The sequence below is a fragment of the Stutzerimonas kunmingensis genome, assembly GCF_014764705.1.
GTDB lineage: Bacteria > Pseudomonadota > Gammaproteobacteria > Pseudomonadales > Pseudomonadaceae > Stutzerimonas.
In genome coordinates this window covers 1-23,330 of the sequence record NZ_JACXXG010000009.1, presented here as the reverse complement: position 1 = coordinate 23,330, position 23,330 = coordinate 1, and the positions used below count along the sequence as shown (strand labels likewise).

Sequence of the window (23,330 nt, the reverse complement as noted above, 5' to 3'; positions counted from 1 at the left end):
GTCAGCGCCGCCGGCGCCCGGCCGAATGACCAATCGCCATTGCGTTTGGCTGTTCGAGGGCCGCACACACCGCCGGCACCAGTAGCCGAGCGTGTAGCGGGATTTCCAGCCCGCTGTCGTCCAGCACGATCACCCCATCGGCATGCAGCTGCTGCAGCGCGGGCCAATGCCGCGCGTAGCGCTGCCGCACATCCACGCCGCAGTGCTGGCTGAGCGCGTCGAAGTCCAGCGCGAAGGTGCAGCGCAGGTGTTCGAGCAGCGACTGATGCAGCGGATCGACATGGCTGGCGTGCAGACCGCAAATGCTCGGTAGCTGGTCCTGGTCGAGCGCCTGCTGATAGGCCTGCGCGGTGCTGGCGTTCTGACAATAAAGGCCATCGACCCGGCTTATCGCGCCCACCCCGAACCCCAGGTGATCGCATTCGCTGTGCAGGGTGTAGCCATGGATATCGTGGTGCAGCGCGCCGATCTCCTGAGCCATCGCCAGATCGTCGTGAGGCAGGACGAACTTGCCCAGCCCGATGTAGCGGTAGCCGGCGGCGCTGAGCTGCTCGACACCATGGCGGTACATCGCCAGCGTATCGGCCACCGAAGCCAGGCCGAGGCGCGCGGGGTTGGAAGCGACCAGAGGCGCGTCGCGGTAATCGAACATCGTCACCTGATCGGGCGCCAGCTCGATGATCGACGCCAACTTGCGCGCGAAGCTGGCCGGCGTCTGCCAGGACCTGCCGTAGCCAAGATCCAGATTCACCGAGCGGTAATGCAACGCATGGGCGGCTTCGATCACCGCGCGGATGCGCGCCGAGCTGCGGAAATATTCGACCGTGCTGCCGTCGTCCGCGCGCAGATCGGGCACCGCGACGCTGAGCTGGTTGAAGCCGAGCTCGTGCAGTGCGCCAATCAGCGGCCAGTCGACATGAGCCAGCTCGACTTCAGCGAGAAAGCTGCCGGCATGGGAATCGACGAAACTGAAACGGCTTCTGAGCAGCGTCATCAGTTCTCGTAACGCGGCGATGCCCAGCGTGCCGGTGCTCAGCCACAATTGCTCGACCTGCTGCAGCGGCCCGGCATGGCAACCGAGCTGTTCGATCTCGCGGTGCAGCCGCAGCTGATAGGCCGCGGCCTCGCCAGGCTGCAGCTCGACGCCACCGGGCTGGTGAATGGATATCGACAGCGGGCGGCCGGCGCGACGCCCCTCGCGCAACGCGCGCAGCAGATCCAGCGGGGCGATCCGGTCGCTGAAATCGGCCGCAGCCGGATAGGTGCAGTGCCTCTGCCCGATCTGTCCGTAGCGTTGTACCAGCGCGTCGTCCCAGGTCACTGAGCCAAGCATGAGAGCCTCCCGGCTGCGAATATCGCGTCTGTTGCTTTACGCGGCATCATCCGCGAGCCGCTGCGGGCGACGTTGACGTCCGTCAAGTAGGTGACAGATGGCCACGGCGAGCAGCCGGACGGTCAGAACTCCGACGCGAAACACGATGTGCTGCTTGAGCAACAGCCCCTCGCGAACGCCGTTCGACCAGCCGACGTTTTGAAGAAGCCAGCAGCACGATGGTATTGATAGTGCGCCATCCACGCACCCCGGAGCCCGAACGTGATTCCAGCGTCCCTGATTTCCGCCCTGCGCTCGGCGCGCCATGTCGTCGTGTTCACCGGTGCTGGCGTTTCCGCCGAGAGCGGCATCCCGACCTTCCGCGACGCGCTGACCGGTTTATGGGAGCGTTTCGATCCGGGCGAGCTGGCCACGCCCGAAGCGTTTCGCCGCGATCCGGCGCTGGTCTGGGGCTGGTATGAATGGCGGCGCATGCGCGTCCTCCAGTCCCAGCCGAATCCTGCTCATCTGGCCATCGCCGACCTCGCGCGCCATGTACCGCAACTGACACTGATCACACAGAACGTCGACGACCTGCACGAGCGTGCCGGCAGCCAGGATGTCATTCACCTGCACGGCAGCCTGCACCGACCGCGCTGTTTCGCCTGCGCCCGCGAGCCAGCCGAGCCGCTGCCGGCTGCCGACGAGCCCGAAGGTGGCAGGCGCCTCGAACCGCCCCGTTGCAGCCACTGCGGCGGACGGCTGCGCCCCGGCGTCGTCTGGTTCGGGGAAAGTCTGCCCGTCGCTGCACTCAGTGCCGCGTTCCAGGCGGTTGGCGAATGCGACCTGCTGCTGTCGGTCGGCACCTCCGGCGTGGTCTACCCCGCCGCGGAGGTGCCGCATCGGGCGCGTGACGCCGGAGCCACCGTGGTGCATATCAATCCGCAGGGCGAACCGACTGCAGGCAACCGCGAACACCTGCTTGCACTGCCCGCCGGCAAGGCACTGCCCGAATTGCTCCACGAGGCGTTTGGCGCCTGATGCAGAAACAATCTGCGCCCGGCCTCGGGTCCTGATCGCCCCAAAGCGGGGAGCGCGCCCGCACCGTCGCACTGTTCTGGTTCAAGCCTGCCCCGCTCAGGTCGCAGTGACGGAGGCTAATCGCTCAGCATCCGAGCGACCAGCACTGCGCAACACCGCGCAATCGCGCGCCTGGCAGCCGCAAGTCCATGCTGCCGGACAAGCTGGCATACAACCTGCAACCACTCTGACAACACCTGCCGCCTCGCGGCAGGACGTCCCAGACGGTCAGCGGCGACCGTCAAGCCAACAGGCGCGGGACCGGGTGTAGCAGGCAACGAGGCCTGACCGACCACCCCACACACCACTAATTACCAGGCAAAGGCGCCTGGAGCTGATGCCAGCTCCAGGCGCCTTTTTGCGTTTTGCCGGCCCAGTGCCGCAGCAGCTCGACTGAGGAAAGGCCATGAGTTCTACCGTCACTCCGCTCACGCTCGAAAAACTGGTCATCGTCGGCAACGGCATGGTCGGTCATCACTGCATCGAACAGCTGATCGAGCGCGGCGCCCTCACCCGCTACGACGTGCACGTGTTCGGCGAGGAGCGCCAGCGCGCCTACGATCGCGTACACCTGTCCGAGTACTTCGGCGGCCGCGATGCCGAGTCGTTGGCGATGTGCGAAGCCGACTACTACAGCCGCCACGGCGTACAGGCCCACCTGGGCGAGCAGGTGCTGGAGATCGACCGCGAGCGCAAGGAAGTGGTCACCGGCAACGGCCGCCAGCCCTACGACAAGCTGATCCTGGCCACCGGCTCCTACCCCTTCGTGCCGCCGATTCCTGGTGCCGAAGGCAACTCGCGGCTGGTCTACCGCACCCTCGAGGATCTCGACGGCATTCGCGCGGCCGCAACCGGCGCACGCCGCGGTGTGGTGGTCGGCGGAGGCCTGCTCGGCCTGGAAGCGGCCAATGCGCTGAAGTCGCTGGGCCTGGAAGCCCACGTGGTCGAGTTCGCCCCGCGGCTGATGCCGGTGCAGCTGGACGATGCCGGCGGCGCGGCGCTGAAGGCGCGCATCGAGGCGCTGGGTGTCGGCGTGCACCTGTCGCGTGCCACCCAGGAGATCATCGCCGGCGAGCAACACGCCTACCGCATGGTTTTCCAGGATGGTGAGTTTCTTGAAACCGACCTGATCGTATTCTCCGCCGGCATCCGCCCGCAGGATGCCCTCGGCCGAGTCGCGGACCTAGAGATCGCCGCGCGCGGCGGCATCGTCATTGATAGCGAATGCCGCACCTCGGATCCGGCGATCTTCGCCATCGGCGAGTGCGCCAGCTGGAACGGCAGCGTGTTCGGACTGGTTGCACCGGGCTACAGCATGGCCCGCAGTGTCGCCGCGCAGCTGGCCGAGGAACCCCACGAGCCCTTCTACGGCGCCGACATGTCGACCAAGCTCAAGCTGCTCGGCGTCGACGTCGGTTCCATCGGGGATGCCCACGGCGCCACGCCGGGCTCGCGCAGTTACCGCTTCATCGACGAGGCCAGCGCCAGCTACCGCCGTTTGGTCGTATCCGCCGATGGCAAGACGGTTCTCGGCGCGGTGCTGGTCGGTGACAACAGCTACTACGACACCCTGCTGCAGTACGCGCAGAACGGCATCAAGCTGCCGGCCGATCCGTCCGCGCTGATCCTGCCGCAGACCGAGGGCGCTCCGACCCTTGGGCCGGACGCCCTGCCGGCCAGCGCGACCATCTGTTCTTGCCACAACGTCAGCAAGGGCGCGGTGTGCTGCCAGGTCGAAGCCGGCGTCACCGATCTCGGCGAACTCAAGGCGGCAACCAAGGCAGCGACTGGCTGCGGCGGTTGCAACGCCCTGCTCAAGCTGGTGTTCGATTCCGAACTGGCGGCGCGCGGCGTGGCGGTGGACAAGAGCCTGTGCGAGCACTTCGCCTACACCCGCCAGGAGCTCTACGGCATCGTCCGCGTCGAGGGCATCCAGAGCTTCGCCGAACTGCTGGCCAAGCACGGCCGTGGCCATGTCGGCTGCGACATCTGCAAGCCGACGGTGGGTTCGATCCTCGCCTCCTGCTGGAACCAGCCAATTACCGATCCGGCGCTGATTCCGCTGCAGGACACCAACGACACCTTCATGGCCAACATGCAGAAGAACGGCACCTACTCGGTGGTGCCGCGCATCCCGGGTGGCGAGATCACCCCCGAGGGGCTGATCGCCATCGGCCAGGTCGCGAAGAAATACGACCTCTACACCAAGATCACCGGCGGCCAGCGCATCGACCTGTTCGGCGCCCAGCTGCACGAGCTGCCGGACATCTGGGGCGAGCTGATCGCCGCCGGTTTCGAGACCGGCCACGCCTACGGCAAGAGCCTGCGCACGGTGAAATCCTGCGTTGGCAGCACCTGGTGCCGCTACGGCGTGCAGGACAGCGTCGGCATGGCGCTGCGCCTGGAGGATCGCTACAAGGGCCTGCGTGCGCCGCACAAGATCAAGTTCGCCGTATCCGGTTGCACCCGCGAATGCGCCGAGGCGCAGAGCAAGGACATCGGCGTGATCGCCACGGACAAGGGCTGGAACCTCTATGTCTGCGGTAACGGCGGCATGCGCCCGCGGCATGCCGAGCTGTTCGCCACCGACCTCGACGATGAAGCGCTGATCCGCACCATCGACCGCGTGCTGATGTTCTACGTACGCACCGCAGACAAGCTGCAACGCACCTCGGTCTGGCGCGAAAGCCTGGAAGGCGGCCTGGACTACCTCAAGGCAGTGGTCCTCGACGACAGCCTGGGCCTTGCTGCCGAGCTGGAAAGCCAGATGCAGCACGTGGTCGACAGCTACCAGTGCGAATGGACCAATGCCATCAGCGACCCGGAAAAGCTCAAGCGCTTCCGCACCTTCGTCAACGACGGCCGCGGCGACCCCGACATCCACTTCGTCAAGGAGCGCGGCCAGCGTCGGCCGGTGCGCGCCAGCGAACTTCACCTGATCCCACTTACCCAGGAGGTGCTCTGATGAGCCAGTCCAACGTCGTTCGTCTCGACTCCCGTTCCGCAGCCCCGGCGGCCTGGCAGGCACTGTGCAGCCGTGCCGATCTGGTCGCCAATTCTGGTGTAGTGGCCTGGCACGAAGGCGCCCAGGTGGCGCTGTTCCACCTGCCCGAAAACCCGGAAGGCGAGCAGCTGTTCGCCATCGACAATCGCGACCCCAAGTCCGGCGCCAACGTGATCGGTCGCGGCATCGTCGGCAACCTCAAGGGTGAGCTGGTGATCGCTTCGCCGCTGTACAAACAGCACTTCCGCCTCGCCGATGGCACCTGCATGGAATACCCCGAACAAAGCCTGCGCGTCTGGCCGGCACGCCTCAACGGCGATGCCGTCGAGATCGGCCTCGTCTGAGTTCCGCGCCGCCGCGCGTGCTGTCGGCGGCGCCCGGAAACACCGAATTTAAAAGCTTCTGCCAACTATTCGAGAGAAACCCGCCATGTCCTACATCATCCCCTCCGAGTTCGTCACCAAGATGGTGGACGCCGGTGAATCGAAGATCTTCATGTCCACCCGCGACACACTGATCCGCGCCTTCATGGCTGGCGCCATCCTCTCCCTCGCCGCGGTGTTCGCCGTGGCCGTGACCGTGCAGACCGGCTCGCCGCTGGTCGGCGCGATGCTGTTTCCGGTCGGTTTCATCATGCTTTACCTGATGGGCTTCGACCTGCTCACGGGGGTATTCATGCTCACTCCGCTGGCCCTGCTCGACCGCCGTCCTGGCGTGACCGTGAGCGGCATTCTGCGCAACTGGGGCTGGGTATTTCTCGGCAACTTCGCCGGTGCGCTGGTGGTTGCCTTCATGATGGCCTTCGTCTTCACCATGGGCTTTTCCACCGACCCGGGGCCGATCGGCGAGAAGATCTCGCACATTGGCGAGGCACGCACACTGGGCTACGCCGAGTTCGGTGCAGCGGGCTGGGCGACCATCTTCCTGCGCGGCATGCTGTGCAACTGGATGGTCTCGATGGGCGTGGTCGGCGCGATGATCTCCACCTCGGTCAGCGGCAAAGTCATCGCCATGTGGATGCCGATCATGCTGTTCTTCTTCATGGGCTTCGAGCATTCGGTGGTGAACATGTTTCTGTTCCCCTCGGCGATGATCATGGGCGGCGACTTCTCGGTGATGGATTACATGCTCTGGAACGAGATCCCCACCGCGCTGGGCAACCTGGTCGGCGGCCTGGCCTTCACCGGCCTGACGCTCTACACCACCCACGTGCGCACCGCACCCAAGCGCACCGTCTACTGACCCTGGAGTGAACGAAGGCCCCGGCTCGCATGCGCGCCGGGGCTTTTGCGCAGATTGAAGATGCCCAGCCAACTCGCCATTTCCCTCGGCCAGCATTCGGACCGCGGACGCAAACCGGCCAACCAGGACTTTCACGGCGCCTGCGTGCCCGCTGACGCCCAGCTCGCCAGCAAGGGCATCGCCATTGCGCTGGCCGATGGCATCAGCAGCAGCGAGGTCAGCCATGTCGCCAGCGAAACCGCGGTGGCGAGCTTTCTTTCCGACTATTTCTGCACCTCCGACGCCTGGTCGGTGAAGCAGTCGGCGCAGCGGGTGCTGGTGGCGATCAATTCCTGGCTGCATGCGCAGACCCGCCACAGCCCGCACCGCTATGACCGCGACCGCGGCTATGTCTGCACCTTCAGCGCGCTGGTGCTCAAGTCCGCTAGCGCGCACCTGTTCCACGTCGGCGATGCGCGCATCTATCGACTGCGCGACGGCGGCCTCGAACAGCTGACCGAAGATCACCGCGTGCGCGTGTCGGCGGAAACCAGCTACCTCGGCCGCGCGCTGGGCATCGACCGGCACCTGGAGATCGACTACCGCAATCTGCCGCTGGCGGTCGGCGATCTGTTCCTGCTCGCCACCGATGGCGTCTACGAGCACATCGGCGCGCGGGAGGTGGCGCAGCTCGTTGCCGAGCATGGCGACAACCTCGACCTGGCGGCGCGACGGATCGTCGAGCGGGCATTGGCGAACGGTAGCGACGACAACCTCACCGCACAGCTGGTGCGCATCGACAGCCTGCCGGAGCAGGCCGTCGACGACGTGCAGCGTCAGCTCGGCGAACTGGCGTTGCCGCCGCTGCTGGAGCCGCGCATGCAGTTCGACGGCTATCGCATCGTCCGTGAGCTGCACGTCAGCAGCCGCAGCCATGTGCACCTGGCCGTCGACAAAGCCAGCGGCGCCACGGTGGTACTGAAGACGCCCTCGCTCGATCTGCGTGGCGACCCCGCCTATCTGGAGCGTTTCCTGCTGGAAGAGTGGATCGCCCGGCGCCTCGACAATCCCCACGTGGTCAAGGCCTGCCCGCCGCCGCGGCAGCGCCGCTACCTGTACACCGTGAGCGAGTTCATCGACGGCCAGACGCTGACGCAGTGGATGCTCGACCATCCACAGCCGGACCTGGAAACCGTGCGCGGCATCGTCGAGCAGATCGCCCGCGGCCTGCGCGCCTTCCACCGCCTGGAGATGCTGCATCAGGACTTGCGCCCGCAGAACCTGATGATCGACGCCACCGGCACGCTGAAGATCATCGATTTCGGCTCGACCCGCGTCGCCGGGCTGGCCGAACGCAACGCACCGGGCACGCAGGACAACCTGCTCGGCACCGCGGCCTATACCGCACCGGAATACTTCCTCGGCGAGGCCGGCACGCCGCGTTCGGATCAGTATTCGCTGGCGGTGATCGCCTATCAGTTGCTCAGCGGTCGCTTGCCCTACGGCGCCGACGTCGCCAGGGCACGTACCACTGCAGCGCAGAAACGCCTGTGCTATCAGCCGCTGCGCCATGCACAGCGCGATATCCCGGCATGGATCGACGAAGTGCTGGGCAAGGCGCTGCATCCCGATCCGTCCCGGCGCTATGCCGAGCTGTCGGAGTTCGTCTTCGAGCTGCACCAGCCCAACCCGGCGTTTCTCAACCGCGCCCGCCCGCCGCTGCTGGAGCGCAACCCGCTGCTGTTCTGGAAAGGCCTGTCACTGCTGCTGGCTGGTGCAGTAGTTGCGCTGCTGTTGCGCTGAGCCCTAGCCACGCCGCCCCAGGCGCTCGGTGGCGCCTTGGGCCTTGCGGGTGTACCAGAACACTCGGCTGACGCCGCGGGTGATTGCCACGTAGCCCAGGCGCAGGCTTTCATCGGCCATGGCCTGGTCATAGCTGTTGCGGAAGAAACCCGAGTAGGTATACAGCGCGTTGCGCAGCGGGTGCGCCTGCACCGGCGCGCAGTCGTCGATGATGATCGCCACCTCGGCCTGCAACCCCTTGGCGCGGTGGATGGTGTAGGCCTTGACCGGCAGCTTGCGGTCCAGCTGCGCCTGGATGGTCCGCAACGGCTCGTTGCGCCGGCTGAGCAGCAGCACGGCGGTGCGTTCGCGGCTTTGCCGTTCGGCCACATGGGCACATTGCGCGGTGATCGCCTCGATCAGCTTCGGCAGGTCCTTGTTCAGGTCGAAACCGGTGACCAGCTTTACCCCGTGGTCACCCGGCTGCGTCGGTTTGCATGGCCGGCTGGTCCTGGCCTGCTTGAACCTAACCCCGGCCAGCACCGCCTCGCCATCGCGAATCACCGGTTCGATGGAGCGGTAGTTGGTTTCCAGCAGCAGCGTCTCGCTGCCCTTGGCGCCGCGCCGCGGAAAGTACTTGTCGAAGTCCATGAACAACTCCGGCGAACTGCCGCGCCAGCCGTAGATCGACTGCCAGTCGTCACCGATGGCCATCAGGCTCGGGCCGGCCTTCTGGCGCGCCAGCTGGCGATGCAAGGCCTGCAGCCATTGGACGATCTGCGGGGAAATGTCCTGGAATTCATCGATCAGCAGGTGCTCGAACGGCGCAAGGCTGGCCTGGGGCACATCCGTGCCCGAGCCCAAACGCTCGGTGAGCTGTTGAAAGGCCTCATTGAAGGTCATCAGCCCCTGCTCACGCAGCGCGGCCCGGAAGTAGCCATGGAAGCTCACCAGCGCTTCGACGAAATCCCGTTCGCGCGGCGCGCACTGCAGCTTGCCTGGCTGCAGCTGATCAACGCGAATGCCGATGCTCTCGATAAAGCCTGCCTGGGCATGGAACGCCTCGTACAGCGGCAGCGGCGTGAACTCGCCGGCCAGGGTGAAGGTATCGCCGGGCGCTTTCGGGGCAGCGCGCTTGCCCTGTTCGCTTTCGGTTGGCGGCGCAGACAGGTCGAGCAGTCGATGCACCAACTCACGGAATGTCGCTTGTTCGGCGTAACACTGCTGATAGGCCTGCTTGAGCAGGCGAACTTGCGCCGGACGCAGGCGTGCGGTGGCTAGCGGGTTATCCGGTTCGTCCGCCGCGGCGGCCTTGTCGTCCAACTGCTCGAACCACAGCGGCCGGCTCAGCACTTCACGCGCCAGCTGCGCCATGGCCGAATGGAAGGTGCGTACGCACTGACGCGCCTGCTGTGCATCGAACGGCACCTGCCAGAAGCCGAGCACGCGCACCAACTGTTCGCGCAGCTGCGCGCAAGAGGCGTTGGTGAACGAGATGACCGTCAAGCGTCCGGGCTCGATGCCCATGTGGCAGAGCATGAACACCACCCGCAGTAACAAGGTGGTGGATTTGCCGGAACCGGCACCGGCGAAGATCCGCGTCACCGGGCTGCGGCTGAGGATCATCGCCCATTGCTCGTCCGACGGCGCGCTGATGATACCCGCGGCCACCGCCTGCTCGACGCGGTCGCGCATCGCCTGAACCTTGGCGTCATCCACTTTCAGTTGCGCCGCGGCGTAGATCCCCTGCGCTGCCGTCCCCCGCGGCTTGGCGGCAGCACGCGCCGGCGCTTCCGAGGCGCTCTTCGGCTTGGCCTTGGCTGCAGACTTGCCCTTGCGCTTGGCGGTCGCAGCCTTGTTCGTCTTGCCGGGCGCACTGCCCCAGCGACGAAACAACAGCTCGTCCTCTTCGCGCAGATGGGCCGAGGTACGTGGAAAACAGCGCTGCAGCACCCCAGCGACCAGGGCCCTGTAGCGCTTGACGGCAGAAAGCATCGGAAATCACCGTGGGCATTGCATATCGTTGATATGGTACGGGTTTTTCCCTGTACTCTGGCCGCTACAAGGACGAACAGCAGCGAATGAATGTGGCAATCGCTCGCGTCGCCGGCAAGACTTCCTGGGCTATCGGCTGTCCGAGCTGAACCAGCTCTGATCTGGATAACCCTGCCCTGCCTTCACACCGGATACGGATCGCTACTGATGGACCCAGCAGCACACCCCGCGCCTGACGTCTCAAGCCATGTATTCCTCCCCGACGGCGGCGAACTCGGCGCACTGATTCGTCGCTTCGACTGGTCGCAAACGACGCTGGGGCCTCTGGCTGGCTGGCCGGCGAGCCTGAAGACCGTCACCGCCATGCTGCTGCTTTCGCCGACGCCCATCGTGCTGCTCTGGGGCGAGCGCGGCATCATGATCTACAACGACGCCTATTCCGTGTTCGCCGGCAGCCGGCACCCGCAGTTGTTGGGCTCGGAGGTGCGCGAAGGCTGGCCGGAAGTCGCCGATTTCAACGACAACGTCATGAAGGTCGGCCTGGCAGGCGGCACGCTTTCGTACAAGGATCAGGAGCTGGTGCTGTACCGCAACGGCCGTCCTGAGCGTGCCTGGATGAATCTGGACTACTCGCCGGTGTTCGACGATCAGGCGCAGCCGGCCGGTGTCATCGCCCTGGTCGTGGAAACCACCGAACGGGTACTGGCCGAACGAGAGCTGCAGGGCCAGCAGGCACGCCTGCAACAGATGTTCGAACAGGCACCGGGGTTGATGGCGATGCTACGCGGCCCTGAACACGTCTTCGAGATGGCCAACCCGGCCTATCTCCGGGTGGTGGGCGAACGCGACGTCATCGGCAAGCCGGTGCGTGAGGCGCTGCCCGAAGTCGAGCGGCAGGGCTTCATCGACATTCTCGACCGGGTCTATCGCAGCGGCACCGCCTTCGTCGGCTCCGGTATCCGCATCGGCCTGCAGCGTACCCAAGGCGAAGCAGAGGAAGAGCGTCTGCTGGATTTCGTCTTCCAGCCGGTGGCCGACGCGAATGGCAATGTCAGCGGCATCTTCGTCGAAGGTAATGACGTCACCGAGCGCGCCGAGGCCGAACAGGCCCTGCGCGAGAACGAACAGCGCCTGCGCTTTCTCGATGCCCTGGCCAAGGAAACCGCCCGCAGCGTCGACGCCGACGCCATCCTGACCACCACTACACGCATGCTCGGCGAGCATCTGGGCTTGTCCAGCTGCGCCTACGCCGACATGGACCCCGACCAGGACGGCTTTACCATTCGCGGCGACTGGGCCGCGCCCGGCTGCACCAGCATCGTCGGACGCTATCGGTTGGAGGCATTCGGCAAACTGGCAGTAACCAAACTGCGTGGCGGTGAAGCCTTCATCGTCGACGATCACTGTGCGCAGCTGCCACCGGACGAGGCTGCCACCTTTCAGCAGCTCGATATTGCCGCCACCATCTGTTTGCCACTGGTCAAGGAAGGCCGGCTGACCGCCCTGATGGCCATCCATGATCGCGCGCCCCGTGCCTGGAGCGCCTACGAACTCGCCCTGCTCACTGAAGTTACCGACCGCTCTTGGGCACATATCGAGCGCGTGCGCTCGGCGGCAGCGGTCAGGCAGCGCGAGCAATGCTTCCTGGAACAGCTCGAAGCCAAGGTCGCCGAGCGCACGGCGGCGCTGGCACGCAGCGAGGCGAACATCCGCGCGGTGCTGGAAACCTCGCACCTGTACAAGGCGATGCTCGCACCGGACGGCTCGATTCTCTACGTCAACGCCACAGCACTGGCCGGCATCGACGCACGCTTCCATCAGTTGGCGGGCACGCCGTTCTGGGACTCGCCCTGGTTCAGTGCCACCCCCGGCATGCCGGAAGCGATGAAGGCGATGACCCTGCGCGTCGCGGCCGGCGCCACCGAGCACGGCACCATGACACTGAACATGCCGGGCGGCACGCGCACGTTCGACTTCTCCATGCGCCCGGTGCTGGGTGACGACGGTACTGTCGTCGCCCTGGTCCCGGAGGCGCTGGATATCAGCGAGCGCGTCGCCGCCGAGCAGACGCTGCAACAGCTGCACAAGATGGAAGCGCTGGGCAACCTCACCGGCGGCATCGCCCACGACTTCAACAATCTGCTCATGGCCGTGCTCGGCAGCCTGGAGCTGCTGCGTCGGCGCATGCCGGCCGATCCGGCCCTGCTGCGCCTGGTGGACAACGCCCGCGCTGGTGCCGAACGCGGCGCCTCGCTCACGGCACGCATGCTCTCGTTCGCCCGCAAGCAGGAACTGCACAAGACGCCGATCGATCTGCGCCAGTTGATCGAAGGTATGCAGGCACTTCTGCTCAGCTCGCTCGGCCCGACCATCCAGCTGGAGGTGGAGCTGCCGCAGCGACTGGCGCGGGTCAAGACCGATCCCAACCAGCTGGAAACCGCCCTGCTCAACCTCGCCGCCAACGCGCGCGACGCCATGGCCGGCGAGGGCCGCATTCTCATCGTCGCCGAACAGGTGACGCTGCCCGGCGAGCAGCACGGCCTCGCAGCCGGGCGCTACGTTCGCCTGAATGTCAGCGACAGCGGCACCGGCATGGACGAGACGACGCTCAAGCGCGCGGTCGAGCCGTTCTTCACCACCAAGGGCGTCGGCAAGGGCACCGGTCTCGGCCTGTCAATGGTGCATGGCCTGGCCGAGCAATCCGGCGGGCGGCTGGTGCTGCGCAGCAGCCCGGGCGCCGGCACCACCGCGCAAATCTGGCTGCCAGCACTGGAGGACGAGCCAGCCGCGGAACCGACTCACAACCCGTCACCGCATGACCTCCCGCGCAGGACCACGCGTCCGCTGTCCGTGCTGGCCGTGGATGATGACGAGCTGGTGCTATTCGGCACCGCCGGCATGCTCGAGGCCGCCGGCCACCACGTCTTGACGGCCCGCTCCGCTGCGCAGGCGCTGGAGCTGCTGCAGGTGGCGCAGATCGACATGCTCGTCACCGACCACGCCATGCCGCTGATGAGCGGCGCGCAACTGGCTGCCGAGGTACGGGCAAGCCGGCCGGAGCTGCCGATCCTGCTGGTGTCCGGTTATGCCGAACTGCCGTCGGCCACCCCGGCGCTGCCGCTGCAGCGACTGGCCAAGCCCTTCACCCAGGACCAGCTGCTAGATGCCGTCGAGCAGCTGCGTGGCACCTCCTGACCAGATGGCGCCGGCACGATCGTCAGCTGCCGATCACGCCGCCATCATCCTTGGTGATCAGCACGGTGGACGAGCGCGGGCGTGACTGGCCGTCGCTGGCCGGGAAGCTCAACCCTGGGTGCTGCACATTGATCCACATGGCGCGGTAGTCCGGGCTCCAGGTGATACCGGTGATCTCGCAACCCCGTGGCCCGACCAGGAAACGCCGCACCTCGCGCGTTTTCGGATCGGCGCAGAGCAGCTGATTGGTGCCCATGGCCTGCATCGCCGATTCGTCATCGTCGAAATCGGTTTCGATCCACAAACGCCCGTCACGATCGAAGGCCAGCCCGTCCGGCGAGGAAAAGCAGTCGCCGTCGATCGTGCCGATCAGGTTGGAGGCAACCGACTGGCCCTGGGCATCTCGCGCACCACGGCGCTCGCCGGCGAGCAGGAAGACTTCCCACTGGAAACGCGTCGCCGCCGGGTCGCCACCCTCTTCCTGCCAGCGCAGGATCTGCCCGTGCAGGTTGTTCGGTCGCGGATTGGCCTTGTCCAGCGGCTGCTTGGTGCCGCGCGCGTCATTGTTGGTCAGGGTGACGTAGACCTCGCGGGTATCGGGATGCACTGCGACCCACTCCGGCCGGTCCATCGGCGTCGCGCCGGCGCGGTCGGCGGCGGCGCGGGCGTTGAGCAGCACCTCGGCCTGGCTGGGGAAGCCGTTTTCCGCGGTCAGGCCATGCTCGCCATGCACCAGCGCCAGCCACTGGCCACTGCCGTCGGCATCGAAACGCGCGACATACAAGGTGCCCTCATCCAGCAAGCGGCGATTGGCCGCGTCCGCACCGGGCACGAAACGGCCGCTGGGAACGAACTTGTAGACGTACTCGCCCTTGGTGTCGTCGCCCGAGTAGAACGCCATGCGCCCGTCCTCGCCCAGCGACAGCACCGAGCACTCGCGGCAGTAGCGGCCGAAGGCGGTGCGCTTGACCGGCGCGCTCTGCGGGTCGAACGGATCGACCTCCACCACCCAGCCGAACCGGTGCGGCTCGTTGACGAAGCCGCCATGGGGTTGGCCTGCCTGCGGCGTGGCATCGAAACGCGGATCGACCGTGCCCCAGCCGTAGAGCTTGCTCACGCCGCTGCCGGCGATGCCGTAGCGGTTGTGCGAGACGCGCGCGGCAAGATCGTCGGCGTCGTGGTTGACGAAGTAGTTGTGCCAGTTCTCCTCGCAGACCAGATAGGTGCCCCAGGGCGTGAAGCCGCTGGAGCAGTTGTTCAGCGTGCCGAGCACCCTCTTTCCTTCCGGGTCGTCCATGGTCTGCATCGCTGCATGGCCGGCCAGCGGCCCGGCAATGGCCATCGGCGTCATGCCGGAAATGCGGCGGTTGTAGGGTGAATCCATTACCCGCTGCCATTCGCCTTGCGCATCCTTGCGCACCTCAATGACGCTCAGGCCATGGGCCGCCTGCTCCTTGCGCACCTGTTCCAGCGGGCGCCGGCCATCGACCACGGCGATGCCTTCTGGATGCAGCGTCGGGTTGACGTACTCGTGGTTGATGGCCAGCAGGCCGCGGCTGTCGGGCGCGTCGGGGAACGGGAAGAAATGCATGCCGTCGTGGTTGTCGCCGGCCTGCCTGAGCTGGGCTTGCCAATCGTCGCTGGCATCCGGCTGCCACTCGGGTGCGTCGGCATGCACCGGATCGCCCCAGGAGAAGAACACCCGGGCGCTGTAGCCCGGCGCCACCTCGACACGGTCGAAATGCGGGTCGAGCTGGGTCGGGATACCTTCGAAGCCGAGCAGCGAATCGCCCCGGGTCGCGGCTCGCGCGCCGGCCATCCCGCCGCCGAGAAAGGCGATGCCGGCCAGGCCGAGCCCACCCTTGAGCAGCCCGCGCCGGCGGTGATCGATCGCCTGCTGCAGCGGCAGGTTGCCGCTCGGATTGACCGGTTGGTCGTCATGAGCGCCCACGCTCGCGTGAAAATCGGTGAAATCCTGTTTCATCGAAAACGGTTCCTGAGTCGTAACGGCATCATTCGATGCGGTAATGGAAGGTGTTCTTTACGTCGGGCACGGCAACCGCGCGGCCTTCGACGATGCGCGGCTGGTAGCGAAAGCTCTTGGCGGCGGTGAGTGATGGGCGGATGAACAGCGGATGGCAGTCGCCGACCACTTCGGGCGAGCGCACGCGCCCCTGCACATCGACCGTGTAGCTGACCGTGCAGGAACCCTGAAGCCCGGAGTCCAGCGCCCGTTGCGGGTAGACCGGCAGCTTCTTGGCAATCGGCAGGTATTGCCGGCTGGCTGCCTCGGCCGCTGCAGCCTGTCGTGCGCGCTCAGCCGCTTCCGCGCGTGCCGTTGCCTCGGCTTCGCGCGCCGCCTGCAACCGTGCCTCTTCCTGAGCCATCCGTTCCCGCTCCTGTGCCTGTTCCTGGCGGCGTTGCTCGTCGCGCTGACGCTGCTGTTCCCGCTGGCGTTCCAACTGCTCGCGCTGCTGCTTCAGCTGCTCGGCCTTGCGCTCCTCTTCGGCGCGCTTGAAGGCCAGCTCGGCCTGCTCGAGTCGCTGCTGCTGGGCGTGGGTATCGACCTGTGGCTCACGCGGCGGCGGTTCGACCGCGGGCTCGACGGGCGGTTCGACCGGCACTGCGCTCTCGGTTGGCGCCGGCGGCGGCAGGCTGATCAACTGGGTCTGCATCACCTGGGTGGCGACCGGCATTTCCAGCGCTGGCGACCAGCTGTCGAGCAACAGCGCGAACAGTCCGGCGTGCATCCCGAGGGTCAGCAATGCAGCCCCGGCCGGACCGATCCACTGTCGCGGGACAACTTCGCTGCCATGCGCGGCGGGCGTGCTGAAGGTCATCATCACGGCTGCCCGACTCCGGCCGGCGCCTCGGTGATCAGCCCCAGGTTGACCACCCCGCCGCGCTGCAGCTCGGCGATACCGGCGACCACACGACCGTAGTCCGCCGCCTCGTCGGCACGGACATAGACCTGGGTGTCGCCGCACTCGGCGATGATCGCGCCGACCTTGGCCTGCAGCTCGGCAAGGTCGACGGCGCTGTCGGTCTGGTTGTCGATGTCCAGCTCGCTGCCCAGGTTCCAGTAGAAGCCGCCATCGGCCTTTACCGAGAGCGTGAGGATCTGCCGCTCGTTCTCCACCGGCAGCGCTTCGGCTGCGACCTTGGGCAGCTCGATCTTGACGCCCTGCACCAGCATCGGCGCGGTGACCATGAAGATCACCAGCAGCACCAGCATCACGTCGATGTAGGGCACCACGTTCATTTCCGCCTTGGGCCCGTGTTTGTGCTGTGGTTTGACCAGCATGAAGGCGTCCTTCTCAGGCGGCTGCGGCGACGTTGGGTGAAGCGGCGTGCAGGCGCCGATGCAGGCGCGCCTGTAGCTCGTTACCGAATGCGTAGTAACGGCCGACCAGCGTCTGCCCACGGGCAGCGAAGCGGTTGTAGGCCATCACCGCGGGAATCGCCGCGAACAGGCCGATGGCCGTTGCGATCAGCGCTTCGGCGATGCCCGGTGCGACGGTCGAGAGCGTCGCCTGCTGCACCTGCGACAGGCCGAGGAAGGAGTTCATGATTCCCCACACGGTACCGAACAGGCCGATATAGGGGCTCACCGAACCCACGGTCGCGAGAAACTGCAGCCCCTTTTCCAGACGCTCCTCCTGCTCGGCGACGGCCACGTAGAGGCTGCGCTCGACACCCTGCGCCACCACATCCGGCGCGATCCCCGGCTGGCGTTGCAGCTGGGCGAACTCGCCGTAACCGGCGAGGAAGATGCGCTGCAGCGCGGCCTCGTCCGGCAACGGCTGCGCCTGGCCTTCGCGATAGAGCTGGGCAAGATCGCCGCCCTGCCGGAAGCGCTGCAGAAAGCCGCGCTGCAGGCGTTCGGCGCTGCGCAACGCCACGCTGCGACGGATGATCAGGTACCAGCTCGAAACCGAGGCCAGGACCAGAATCATCATCACCGCCTGGACCACCAGGCTGGCTTCGCTGATCAGGCCCCAGATGGACATGTGCTCGAGAGTCGTTTGCATGAATCGTTTCCTCCTGCCCCGACTGGGGCAGCTGCTATTGGATTGCGGGTCGGTTAGCGGGCGATGACGTCAATCCAGCCCCAGCGCATCGGCGATCGCCGACCAGGGCAGGTACTTGTAGTTCTGCGTCCCCTCGGGCATCCGCTTGCGGCCGTCCTGCACCACCAGCATTCCGCGGTTCCAGATGCCGCCGAGGTTGGCCGAGGTGACTTCCAGCCCATCGGTCTCGGACGCTCCGTCGATGCCGCGCTCGGCGTTCAGGCCGATGCGGAAGGCGCCGCGCACGGCGTAGGGAGCCTGGGCATCGAGCACCACGTAGCTGTCGTTGCCCTGACTGGAAATCACCAGGTAGTCGCCGCGCTCGCCGTGGTAGATAGCCAGACCTTCGATGTCGTCGTAGACCGGCCCGCCGACACCGATGATCTGCTCCGGCACCGCCGGCACATCGGCGCGGGCATCGACCACCCACACCGCGACGTCTTCCTCGCCGACGAACAGCCGCTCGCTGCGGTCGTCGGCCACGCAGCCCTCGGGCTGACTGTCCAGCTTGAAGCGCCGCACCAGCTCGCCACGCGGCTGGCCGGAGCTGCCATCGAGGCGGTACTGCAGGAAGGTGCCGTCCTTGTCGTTGGCGATGGCGTAGGTAGTGCCCTGGCGATCCTGGAACATGCACAGGCCATAGATTTCGCTCAGCGGCGTGGCGACCTCGCCGACATCGCGGAGCACCCCGCTCGCCCGGTCGATGGCGAACAGGTGCAGGCTGTTGTGATCGCGATTGCTGGCCACGGCCAGGTCCACGCGCTTGCTGCCAAGGCGGAAGCCGCTGCGCACATCGACGTTGTTCAGCCGGCCGGCGCGCAGGTCCTGCACCTGACGGCCGTCCAGGTCGTACACCACCAGGCCGCCCTTCTTGTCGGTGCCGAGCACGCGGCTCTGTGCCGGATCGCGCGGATGGACCCAGATCGCCGGATCATCGGCGGCATCACCCAGGCTCGGCACCGGGCCTGTCTCAACTGCGGCCGGCAGGCTGACGATCGGCTCGGCTTGCGACAGCGCGGTCGGTTGCCAGTCCAGACGGGCCGACTGCAGGCCGCGTTCATCCGCCAGCAGCAGCTCGACGCCCTCGGCACTGCGGCGCGCGCTGATGCGTTCCGGTTCGTCGAAACCGTCCAGTGCGATGACCTCATCGGCTTGCCAGCCTGCTTCGTTCTGCCGGTACAGATGCAGCACCGAGGCTTCGGGATCGAGCGCCAGCAGTCCGCCCGGCACCAAGGTCATGCCCGCTGCGGCATGGGCCAGGCTGCCGAACGGCTGGCGCAGATCGACCGGCTCACGCTGCAACGGCGCCTCGGCGTCGGCCGGGTAACGCCAAAAGCCGACGGACTCCTCGTTGACATAGAGCTGCCCACTGGCATCGTCCGTCTGGCAGAAGGCGCTCTGCGGCGGCAGGCTGAGCCCGCGCACCCGCCGCGCCTCACCGAGCAGGCGGCCCTGACTGCCGACCAGCCATTGCTCGCCGACGCCCTCCTCACCGAGCAGAAACACGAAGTCGTTGTGCGCGCTGTCGCGGTACAGGCAAAGCCCCTCGATGGCGAATGCTGTGCGCGGCAGGTACAGCGGCTGGCTCCAGGCACGCGCGGCATTCAGGCCGATCAGCATCGCCTGCTGGCGCTTGCGCTCGACCGTGGCGAGCAGCAGGCCCTGGCGGTCGACGCGATGGTCCAGTCCTTCGAAGCGCCCGGCGTGGCGCGCCAGGCTGTTACCGGCGGCATCCAGCAGCTGCAGGCCCTGGTCATCGACCTGCACACGGTCGGCGCCGGTCCAGGGGGTGTCGCCGTTTAGCAGCTGGGCGTACTCGAGGCCGACCAGCAGCGGTTCGCTGATGTTCAGCTGGGCCGACTTCGCCGGTGTATCTGGTTGCGTGGACTGGCAGGCCGCCAATGCGATGCACAGGCCGAGCAGCATGGTTTTGGGTAATGCGTTCATGGTGTATCCATTCAGGCTGCCGCCTGCCGGCGCCCGACCGAAAAGGGGAACGGCGGGCACCGGAGCGGCATGGGGTCAGAAGTGGGTGAGGGTCAGGCCGAGCTTGTAGGTCGGGCCGTACTCTTCGTACTGGGCGTTGTAGGCGCGGCGGCCGCTGTAGACGTAGTAGGACTCGTCCGTCAGGTTCAGCGCCTCGAAGGTCAGCTGCAGGCTCGGCGTGATGAAGTAGCCCGCCTTGAAATCGACGAACAGCTGATCGTCGACGTACAGGTCGTGCGCCTCGTCGTCGATGCCAGCCACCTCGTAGAGGTAGTCCGACTTGTAGTTCGCAGCCAGGCGCAGGTTGAGCCGGTCGTTTTCCCAGCCGAGCATCAGGTTGCCGACCGTGTCGGAGTGATTCGGCAGGTCGATGCTGCGCTGCATGCCCTGCCCTTCGATGTCCGCGTCGGACTGGCTGAAGGTGGCGTTGGCGCCCAGCAACAGACCGTTCCACGGCGCCGGCAGCCAGTCGAGCTTCTGCGAGTAGGCCAGCTCCAGGCCGTAGAGCTTCGCGCTGCTGCCGTTCTGGAAACTGAGCGCTTCGTCGAACGCGGCCCACTGGCCGGTGCCGGCCAGATCGGTGTTGTAGATGAAGTTATCGATGTCCTTGTAGAACAGGTACGCCGACACCACGCCGGCGCGGCCCATGTAGTGCTCGATGCCAAGGTCGTAGTTGATCGATTCCAGCGGCTTGAGATCGGGGTTGCCGAACTCGGCGTCGTTGCCGTCGATGACGAAACCGGGCGCCAGCTGGCCGAAGGTCGGGCGCACAACGCTGTTGGTCCAGGCGGCACGGATCATGGTGTCGTCGGTCAGTTGGTAGCGCAGGTGTAGCCCCGGCAGCCAGTGGTCATAACGACTGCTGCTGGAGATCGACTCAAACTGGTCATCGCGCAGGCCGGTGCTCTTGGCGCGAAAGCGCGTGCCCTCGTAGCGCAGGCCGGCGATGACGCGCCAGCGGTCGATATCCACGGTGTTCATCAGGTAGGCGGCGTTGATGTCCTCGTGCATGTCGAAGTCATTGATGCGCGACTCCTCCTCGTCGTAGAACTCGCTGGCATCCAGACCGCCAATCGCGCCCTCGATGGCCGAGGCACTGATGCCCGGGCCGAAGCGGCCGAGCGCATAGTCGACGTTGCCGCCCTGAAAGTCGGCCAGAGTCAGGTCGTCGAAATCGTCGTATTTCCAGACCTCGTTATCGTTGTCCTTGTGCCGGCGGCTGAGCTTGCCGCCGAACTTGGCCTGCGCGGCGTAACCCTGGATGTCGTACTCGCGCGCCAGGTCCAGGCGGATGTTCTTCTCGCGGTCGCGGGTGTCGCTTTTCTCCCACTCCACTTCATCCAGCTCGAAGGACGCCGGGTCGTAGAAGGGCGAATCGATCGTCAGGCGGGGCTTGCGGCTGCTGGAAAAGCCGGCATCGGCGAAATCGCCCTCGAAGGTCGCGCTGGCGATACCGCCCGGATTGCGCTCGCGCGACTGGCTGTAACCGGCCTGCCCGCTCAGGGTCCACAGGCCCATCATGCGTTCACCGCCGAACACGTAGGACTGCACGGTCTGGGTGTCCTCGCGGGACTTCAGCTCGCGCCAGCCCTCGGCGTCACCGGTCTCGCCCGGCAGCTGCGAATCCTCGAAGGCAACACCGGCGGCGTTACGCGTTTCGGTGTCCTTGAAGCGGCTGTACAGCGTGCGCAGGTAGTAGCTGCTGACATCGTCCGGCTTGTAGTCGAAGTTCAGCCCGAAGCCGGTGCGCTCGCGGGTGATCTCGTAGTCGCGCTGCTCAAGTTCCTCCAGCCGCGCGCCGTCGTCGGCGAAGTCCCACTTGCCGCCGGTCTCGACGTTGTCCGAGCCGAAGTCGCGCTCCTGCCAGCTGACGGCTGCGGCGACGCCGAAATTGTCGACGCCATCGCCCAGGCTGAAGCGGTCGCTGATGGCGCCGGAGAATTTCGGGCTGGTCTTGTCGACGTTGTCGTCATGGCTGCCCTCGCCGCTGAGGCTGTAGAACAGCCCGTCATGGTCGAAGGCCGACAGGCTCTGTACCTCGATGGTGCCGCCCAGGGAATTGGCATCCATGTCCGGCGTCAGCGTCTTGACCACCGACAGCGACTGCACCAGCTCCGATGGCAGCACGTCGAGCGCCACGGCACGGCGATCGCTCTCCGGCGATGGGACCAGGGTGCCGTTGATGGTGACGCTGTTCAGATCCGGCGCGATGCCGCGCACGCTGACGAAGCGCCCTTCGCCCTGGTCGCGCTCGACCGAGATGCCCGGAATGCGCTGCAGCGCCTCGGCGGCGTTGTCGTCCGGCAGCTGGCCGATGCCGTCTGCATGCACCACGCTCTTCACGCTGTCGGAATTGCGCTGGTCCTTCAGTGCCTCATCGATGCTGACCGCTTGGCCAATGACTTCGACGTGCTCCATGACAAGCGGCTCCTCGGCCCACGCCGAACCGGCGCTGACGGCCAGGGCCAGCAGGCTGATGCGGAATCCTGCATGGCGGATGCCGCTGCGGTATGTGCTCATGAACAATCCCCCGAACGGTGTTTACCGGGTCCATCCCGGAACTGCAGCGGACGGTAGGTGGGGGATATGGCGGTTCTGTGACAGGAGGTTCGGGAGGGCTTGGAATAGGGAGTTTTCGGGGATTTTGCGAGCGGGATTGAGCTGATATGACCTGTTTTTTAGCAGTATGGATATGGAAATGCCTATCGCAGACACGCTGGGATCAAGTTGGGGGAGCAACCCATTTTCCGGGTGTTCCGGTACTTCTGTTTCGCGCTGCTGCGCGAGTTCCTTTTGGCAGTCGCCCGGATGGCCGGCCCCGCCAAAAGGAACCAAAAAGTCTTGCCCTTACATCCGGGTCTCGCTACGCGAGACTTCCCTCATTCCATCGCTTCTCCGAGGGTCACCGTGCAAGGGCCATCCATGGCCCTTTACGGGGGGACGCCTAGTTCTCTCGCGGCATCCATGCCGCTCGCCCCTCTACGTAGCGATTACATTCGGCCTCCTGAAAGGGGCGGTCGATGTCGCCTGCAAGTCCGTGATTGCGAGGATCCAATATGAGGGAAAACCGTAAAGGACGTTTCCAACGAACGACACGGGTCGGCTGATCGTCATCACCCATCTGTTGAAAATCGTCGCAGGCCCCACCCTCGCCCCTGCATCCGGCCCCGCGCGGAGCGCGGGGCCGGATGCAGGGGCAAAGCGTTTTTGGTTACTTTTTCCGCGTCTGGAAAAAGTGACTCGCCCAGCAGGGCGAAACCTGAATCGCCAGGCAACTCGGCAATCGGCATCGACTCGATGCCAGCAAGCCCCTCGTCCAGAACTGATCCAAATCCAGCAGGGCAAACCACATCCCCAATCTCACCCAGCAAATCAACCAAACCAAAAAACCCCTGAGCCAATTCAACCCCCACCCCATTCATCCAACCGTCACATCCATCGTAAGCGTCCGCCCTGCACCCACTGCCGACCGAAGCCTTGAATAGCCACAATGGTGCCCACCATTTTTTAGTGGACACCATTGTGGATACGCTCCCTTCTACTCCTCGCCGCAGTCGACGCCCCAACTTTTCGGTGGAGTTCAAGCGTCGTGTCGTCGAGGCCACGCTATTGCCCGGCGCATCCGTCGCGTTGATCGCCCGAGAGCATGAGGTCAACGCCAACCTCGTCTTCAAATGGCGCCGTC

16 protein-coding genes are annotated in these 23,330 nt (G+C 65.9%); 7 read left to right on the top strand and 9 right to left on the bottom strand.

Features of this window, described 5'->3' with window-relative positions; all coding sequences use genetic code 11:
* Position 1: 1 nt before the first annotated feature.
* Complete coding sequence (locus tag IEG05_RS09530) at positions 2-1,333, bottom strand: oxygen-independent coproporphyrinogen III oxidase (protein ID WP_046619457.1); 1,332 nt, start codon at positions 1,331-1,333, stop codon at positions 2-4.
* Between the two features lie 261 nt (positions 1,334-1,594).
* Between IEG05_RS09530 and IEG05_RS09525 the strand changes: the two genes are divergently transcribed.
* The 5 genes from IEG05_RS09525 (at position 1,595) to IEG05_RS09505 (ending at position 8,420) form a co-directional block, all read left to right on the top strand.
* Positions 1,595-2,353, top strand: coding sequence for an SIR2 family NAD-dependent protein deacylase (locus IEG05_RS09525; protein WP_046619460.1), 759 nt, complete (start codon positions 1,595-1,597; stop codon positions 2,351-2,353).
* Between the two features lie 445 nt (positions 2,354-2,798).
* Positions 2,799-5,357 carry a nitrite reductase large subunit NirB gene (gene nirB / locus IEG05_RS09520; protein ID WP_046619462.1) on the top strand — a complete coding sequence of 853 codons (2,559 nt, stop codon included), beginning with the start codon at positions 2,799-2,801 and terminating at the stop codon, positions 5,355-5,357.
* A complete protein-coding gene (gene nirD, locus IEG05_RS09515; RefSeq protein ID WP_046619465.1) occupies positions 5,357-5,740 on the top strand; it encodes a nitrite reductase small subunit NirD in 384 nt (127 codons plus the stop codon). Before nirB ends, nirD begins: the two co-directional genes overlap by 1 nt.
* A gap of 85 nt (positions 5,741-5,825) precedes the next feature.
* Entirely contained in the window at positions 5,826-6,638 is an 813-nt protein-coding gene (locus tag IEG05_RS09510; protein WP_014820396.1) for a formate/nitrite transporter family protein, read from the top strand.
* Between the two features lie 60 nt (positions 6,639-6,698).
* On the top strand, positions 6,699-8,420 hold the full coding sequence (locus IEG05_RS09505; protein WP_046619466.1) for a bifunctional protein-serine/threonine kinase/phosphatase: 1,722 nt from the start codon (positions 6,699-6,701) through the stop codon (positions 8,418-8,420).
* Positions 8,421-8,423: 3 nt separating this feature from the next.
* Here IEG05_RS09505 and IEG05_RS09500 read toward each other — a convergent pair whose 3' ends face one another.
* Positions 8,424-10,394 (bottom strand): DEAD/DEAH box helicase, encoded by a 1,971-nt coding sequence (locus IEG05_RS09500; RefSeq protein WP_191121990.1) that lies wholly within the window; start codon positions 10,392-10,394, stop codon positions 8,424-8,426.
* 207 nt (positions 10,395-10,601) lie between these two features.
* On the opposite strand from IEG05_RS09500, the gene IEG05_RS09495 reads away from it, so the two are divergent.
* Positions 10,602-13,589, top strand: a complete 2,988-nt coding sequence (locus IEG05_RS09495; protein WP_046619470.1) for a PAS domain-containing protein — start codon at positions 10,602-10,604, stop codon at positions 13,587-13,589.
* Positions 13,590-13,611: 22 nt separating this feature from the next.
* Here the strand turns inward: IEG05_RS09495 and IEG05_RS09490 are convergent, their stop codons facing one another.
* From IEG05_RS09490 to IEG05_RS09460, 7 genes are all read right to left on the bottom strand, one after another.
* The gene (locus tag IEG05_RS09490; protein WP_046619472.1) at positions 13,612-15,573 is read right to left on the bottom strand and encodes a PhoX family protein; all 1,962 of its coding nucleotides are present in this window, start codon (positions 15,571-15,573) and stop codon (positions 13,612-13,614) included.
* 28 nt (positions 15,574-15,601) lie between these two features.
* Positions 15,602-16,432: an energy transducer TonB gene (locus IEG05_RS09485; protein WP_046619473.1), complete on the bottom strand. Its 831-nt coding sequence runs from the start codon at positions 16,430-16,432 to the stop codon at positions 15,602-15,604.
* Positions 16,432-16,893 (bottom strand): ExbD/TolR family protein, encoded by a 462-nt coding sequence (locus IEG05_RS09480; protein ID WP_046619474.1) that lies wholly within the window; start codon positions 16,891-16,893, stop codon positions 16,432-16,434. The genes IEG05_RS09485 and IEG05_RS09480 overlap by 1 nt, the downstream gene beginning before the upstream one ends.
* 13 nt (positions 16,894-16,906) lie before the next feature.
* Complete coding sequence (tolQ, locus tag IEG05_RS09475; RefSeq protein ID WP_003300068.1) at positions 16,907-17,620, bottom strand: protein TolQ; 714 nt, start codon at positions 17,618-17,620, stop codon at positions 16,907-16,909.
* A 69-nt stretch (positions 17,621-17,689) separates the two neighbouring features.
* Complete coding sequence (locus IEG05_RS09470) at positions 17,690-19,606, bottom strand: phytase (RefSeq protein ID WP_046619475.1); 1,917 nt, start codon at positions 19,604-19,606, stop codon at positions 17,690-17,692.
* Positions 19,607-19,681: 75 nt separating this feature from the next.
* Positions 19,682-22,165, bottom strand: coding sequence for a TonB-dependent receptor (locus IEG05_RS09465; RefSeq protein WP_046619478.1), 2,484 nt, complete (start codon positions 22,163-22,165; stop codon positions 19,682-19,684).
* 593 nt (positions 22,166-22,758) lie between these two features.
* Positions 22,759-23,058 (bottom strand): hypothetical protein, encoded by a 300-nt coding sequence (locus IEG05_RS09460; RefSeq protein WP_152664402.1) that lies wholly within the window; start codon positions 23,056-23,058, stop codon positions 22,759-22,761.
* Positions 23,059-23,122: 64 nt separating this feature from the next.
* On the opposite strand from IEG05_RS09460, the gene IEG05_RS09455 reads away from it, so the two are divergent.
* The coding region (locus IEG05_RS09455; protein WP_224742764.1) for a transposase at positions 23,123-23,330 on the top strand (208 nt) is incomplete at its 3' end.

Excerpts from the sequence above, each read along its gene's own strand:
- IEG05_RS09465 (WP_046619478.1), bottom strand. The coding sequence starts at position 22,165 with ATGAGCACATACCGCAGCGGCATCCGCCATGCAGGATTCCGCATCAGC.
- IEG05_RS09495 (WP_046619470.1), top strand. The coding sequence starts at position 10,602 with ATGGACCCAGCAGCACACCCCGCGCCTGACGTCTCAAGCCATGTATTC.
- IEG05_RS09490 (WP_046619472.1), bottom strand. The coding sequence starts at position 15,573 with ATGAAACAGGATTTCACCGATTTTCACGCGAGCGTGGGCGCTCATGAC.
- nirB (WP_046619462.1), top strand. The coding sequence starts at position 2,799 with ATGAGTTCTACCGTCACTCCGCTCACGCTCGAAAAACTGGTCATCGTC.
- tolQ (WP_003300068.1), bottom strand. The coding sequence starts at position 17,620 with ATGCAAACGACTCTCGAGCACATGTCCATCTGGGGCCTGATCAGCGAA.
- IEG05_RS09530 (WP_046619457.1), bottom strand. The coding sequence starts at position 1,333 with ATGCTTGGCTCAGTGACCTGGGACGACGCGCTGGTACAACGCTACGGA.
- IEG05_RS09505 (WP_046619466.1), top strand. The coding sequence starts at position 6,699 with ATGCCCAGCCAACTCGCCATTTCCCTCGGCCAGCATTCGGACCGCGGA.
- IEG05_RS09480 (WP_046619474.1), bottom strand. The coding sequence starts at position 16,893 with ATGCTGGTCAAACCACAGCACAAACACGGGCCCAAGGCGGAAATGAAC.
- IEG05_RS09485 (WP_046619473.1), bottom strand. The coding sequence starts at position 16,432 with ATGATGACCTTCAGCACGCCCGCCGCGCATGGCAGCGAAGTTGTCCCG.
- IEG05_RS09510 (WP_014820396.1), top strand. The coding sequence starts at position 5,826 with ATGTCCTACATCATCCCCTCCGAGTTCGTCACCAAGATGGTGGACGCC.
- nirD (WP_046619465.1), top strand. The coding sequence starts at position 5,357 with ATGAGCCAGTCCAACGTCGTTCGTCTCGACTCCCGTTCCGCAGCCCCG.
- IEG05_RS09470 (WP_046619475.1), bottom strand. The coding sequence starts at position 19,606 with ATGAACGCATTACCCAAAACCATGCTGCTCGGCCTGTGCATCGCATTG.
- IEG05_RS09500 (WP_191121990.1), bottom strand. The coding sequence starts at position 10,394 with ATGCTTTCTGCCGTCAAGCGCTACAGGGCCCTGGTCGCTGGGGTGCTG.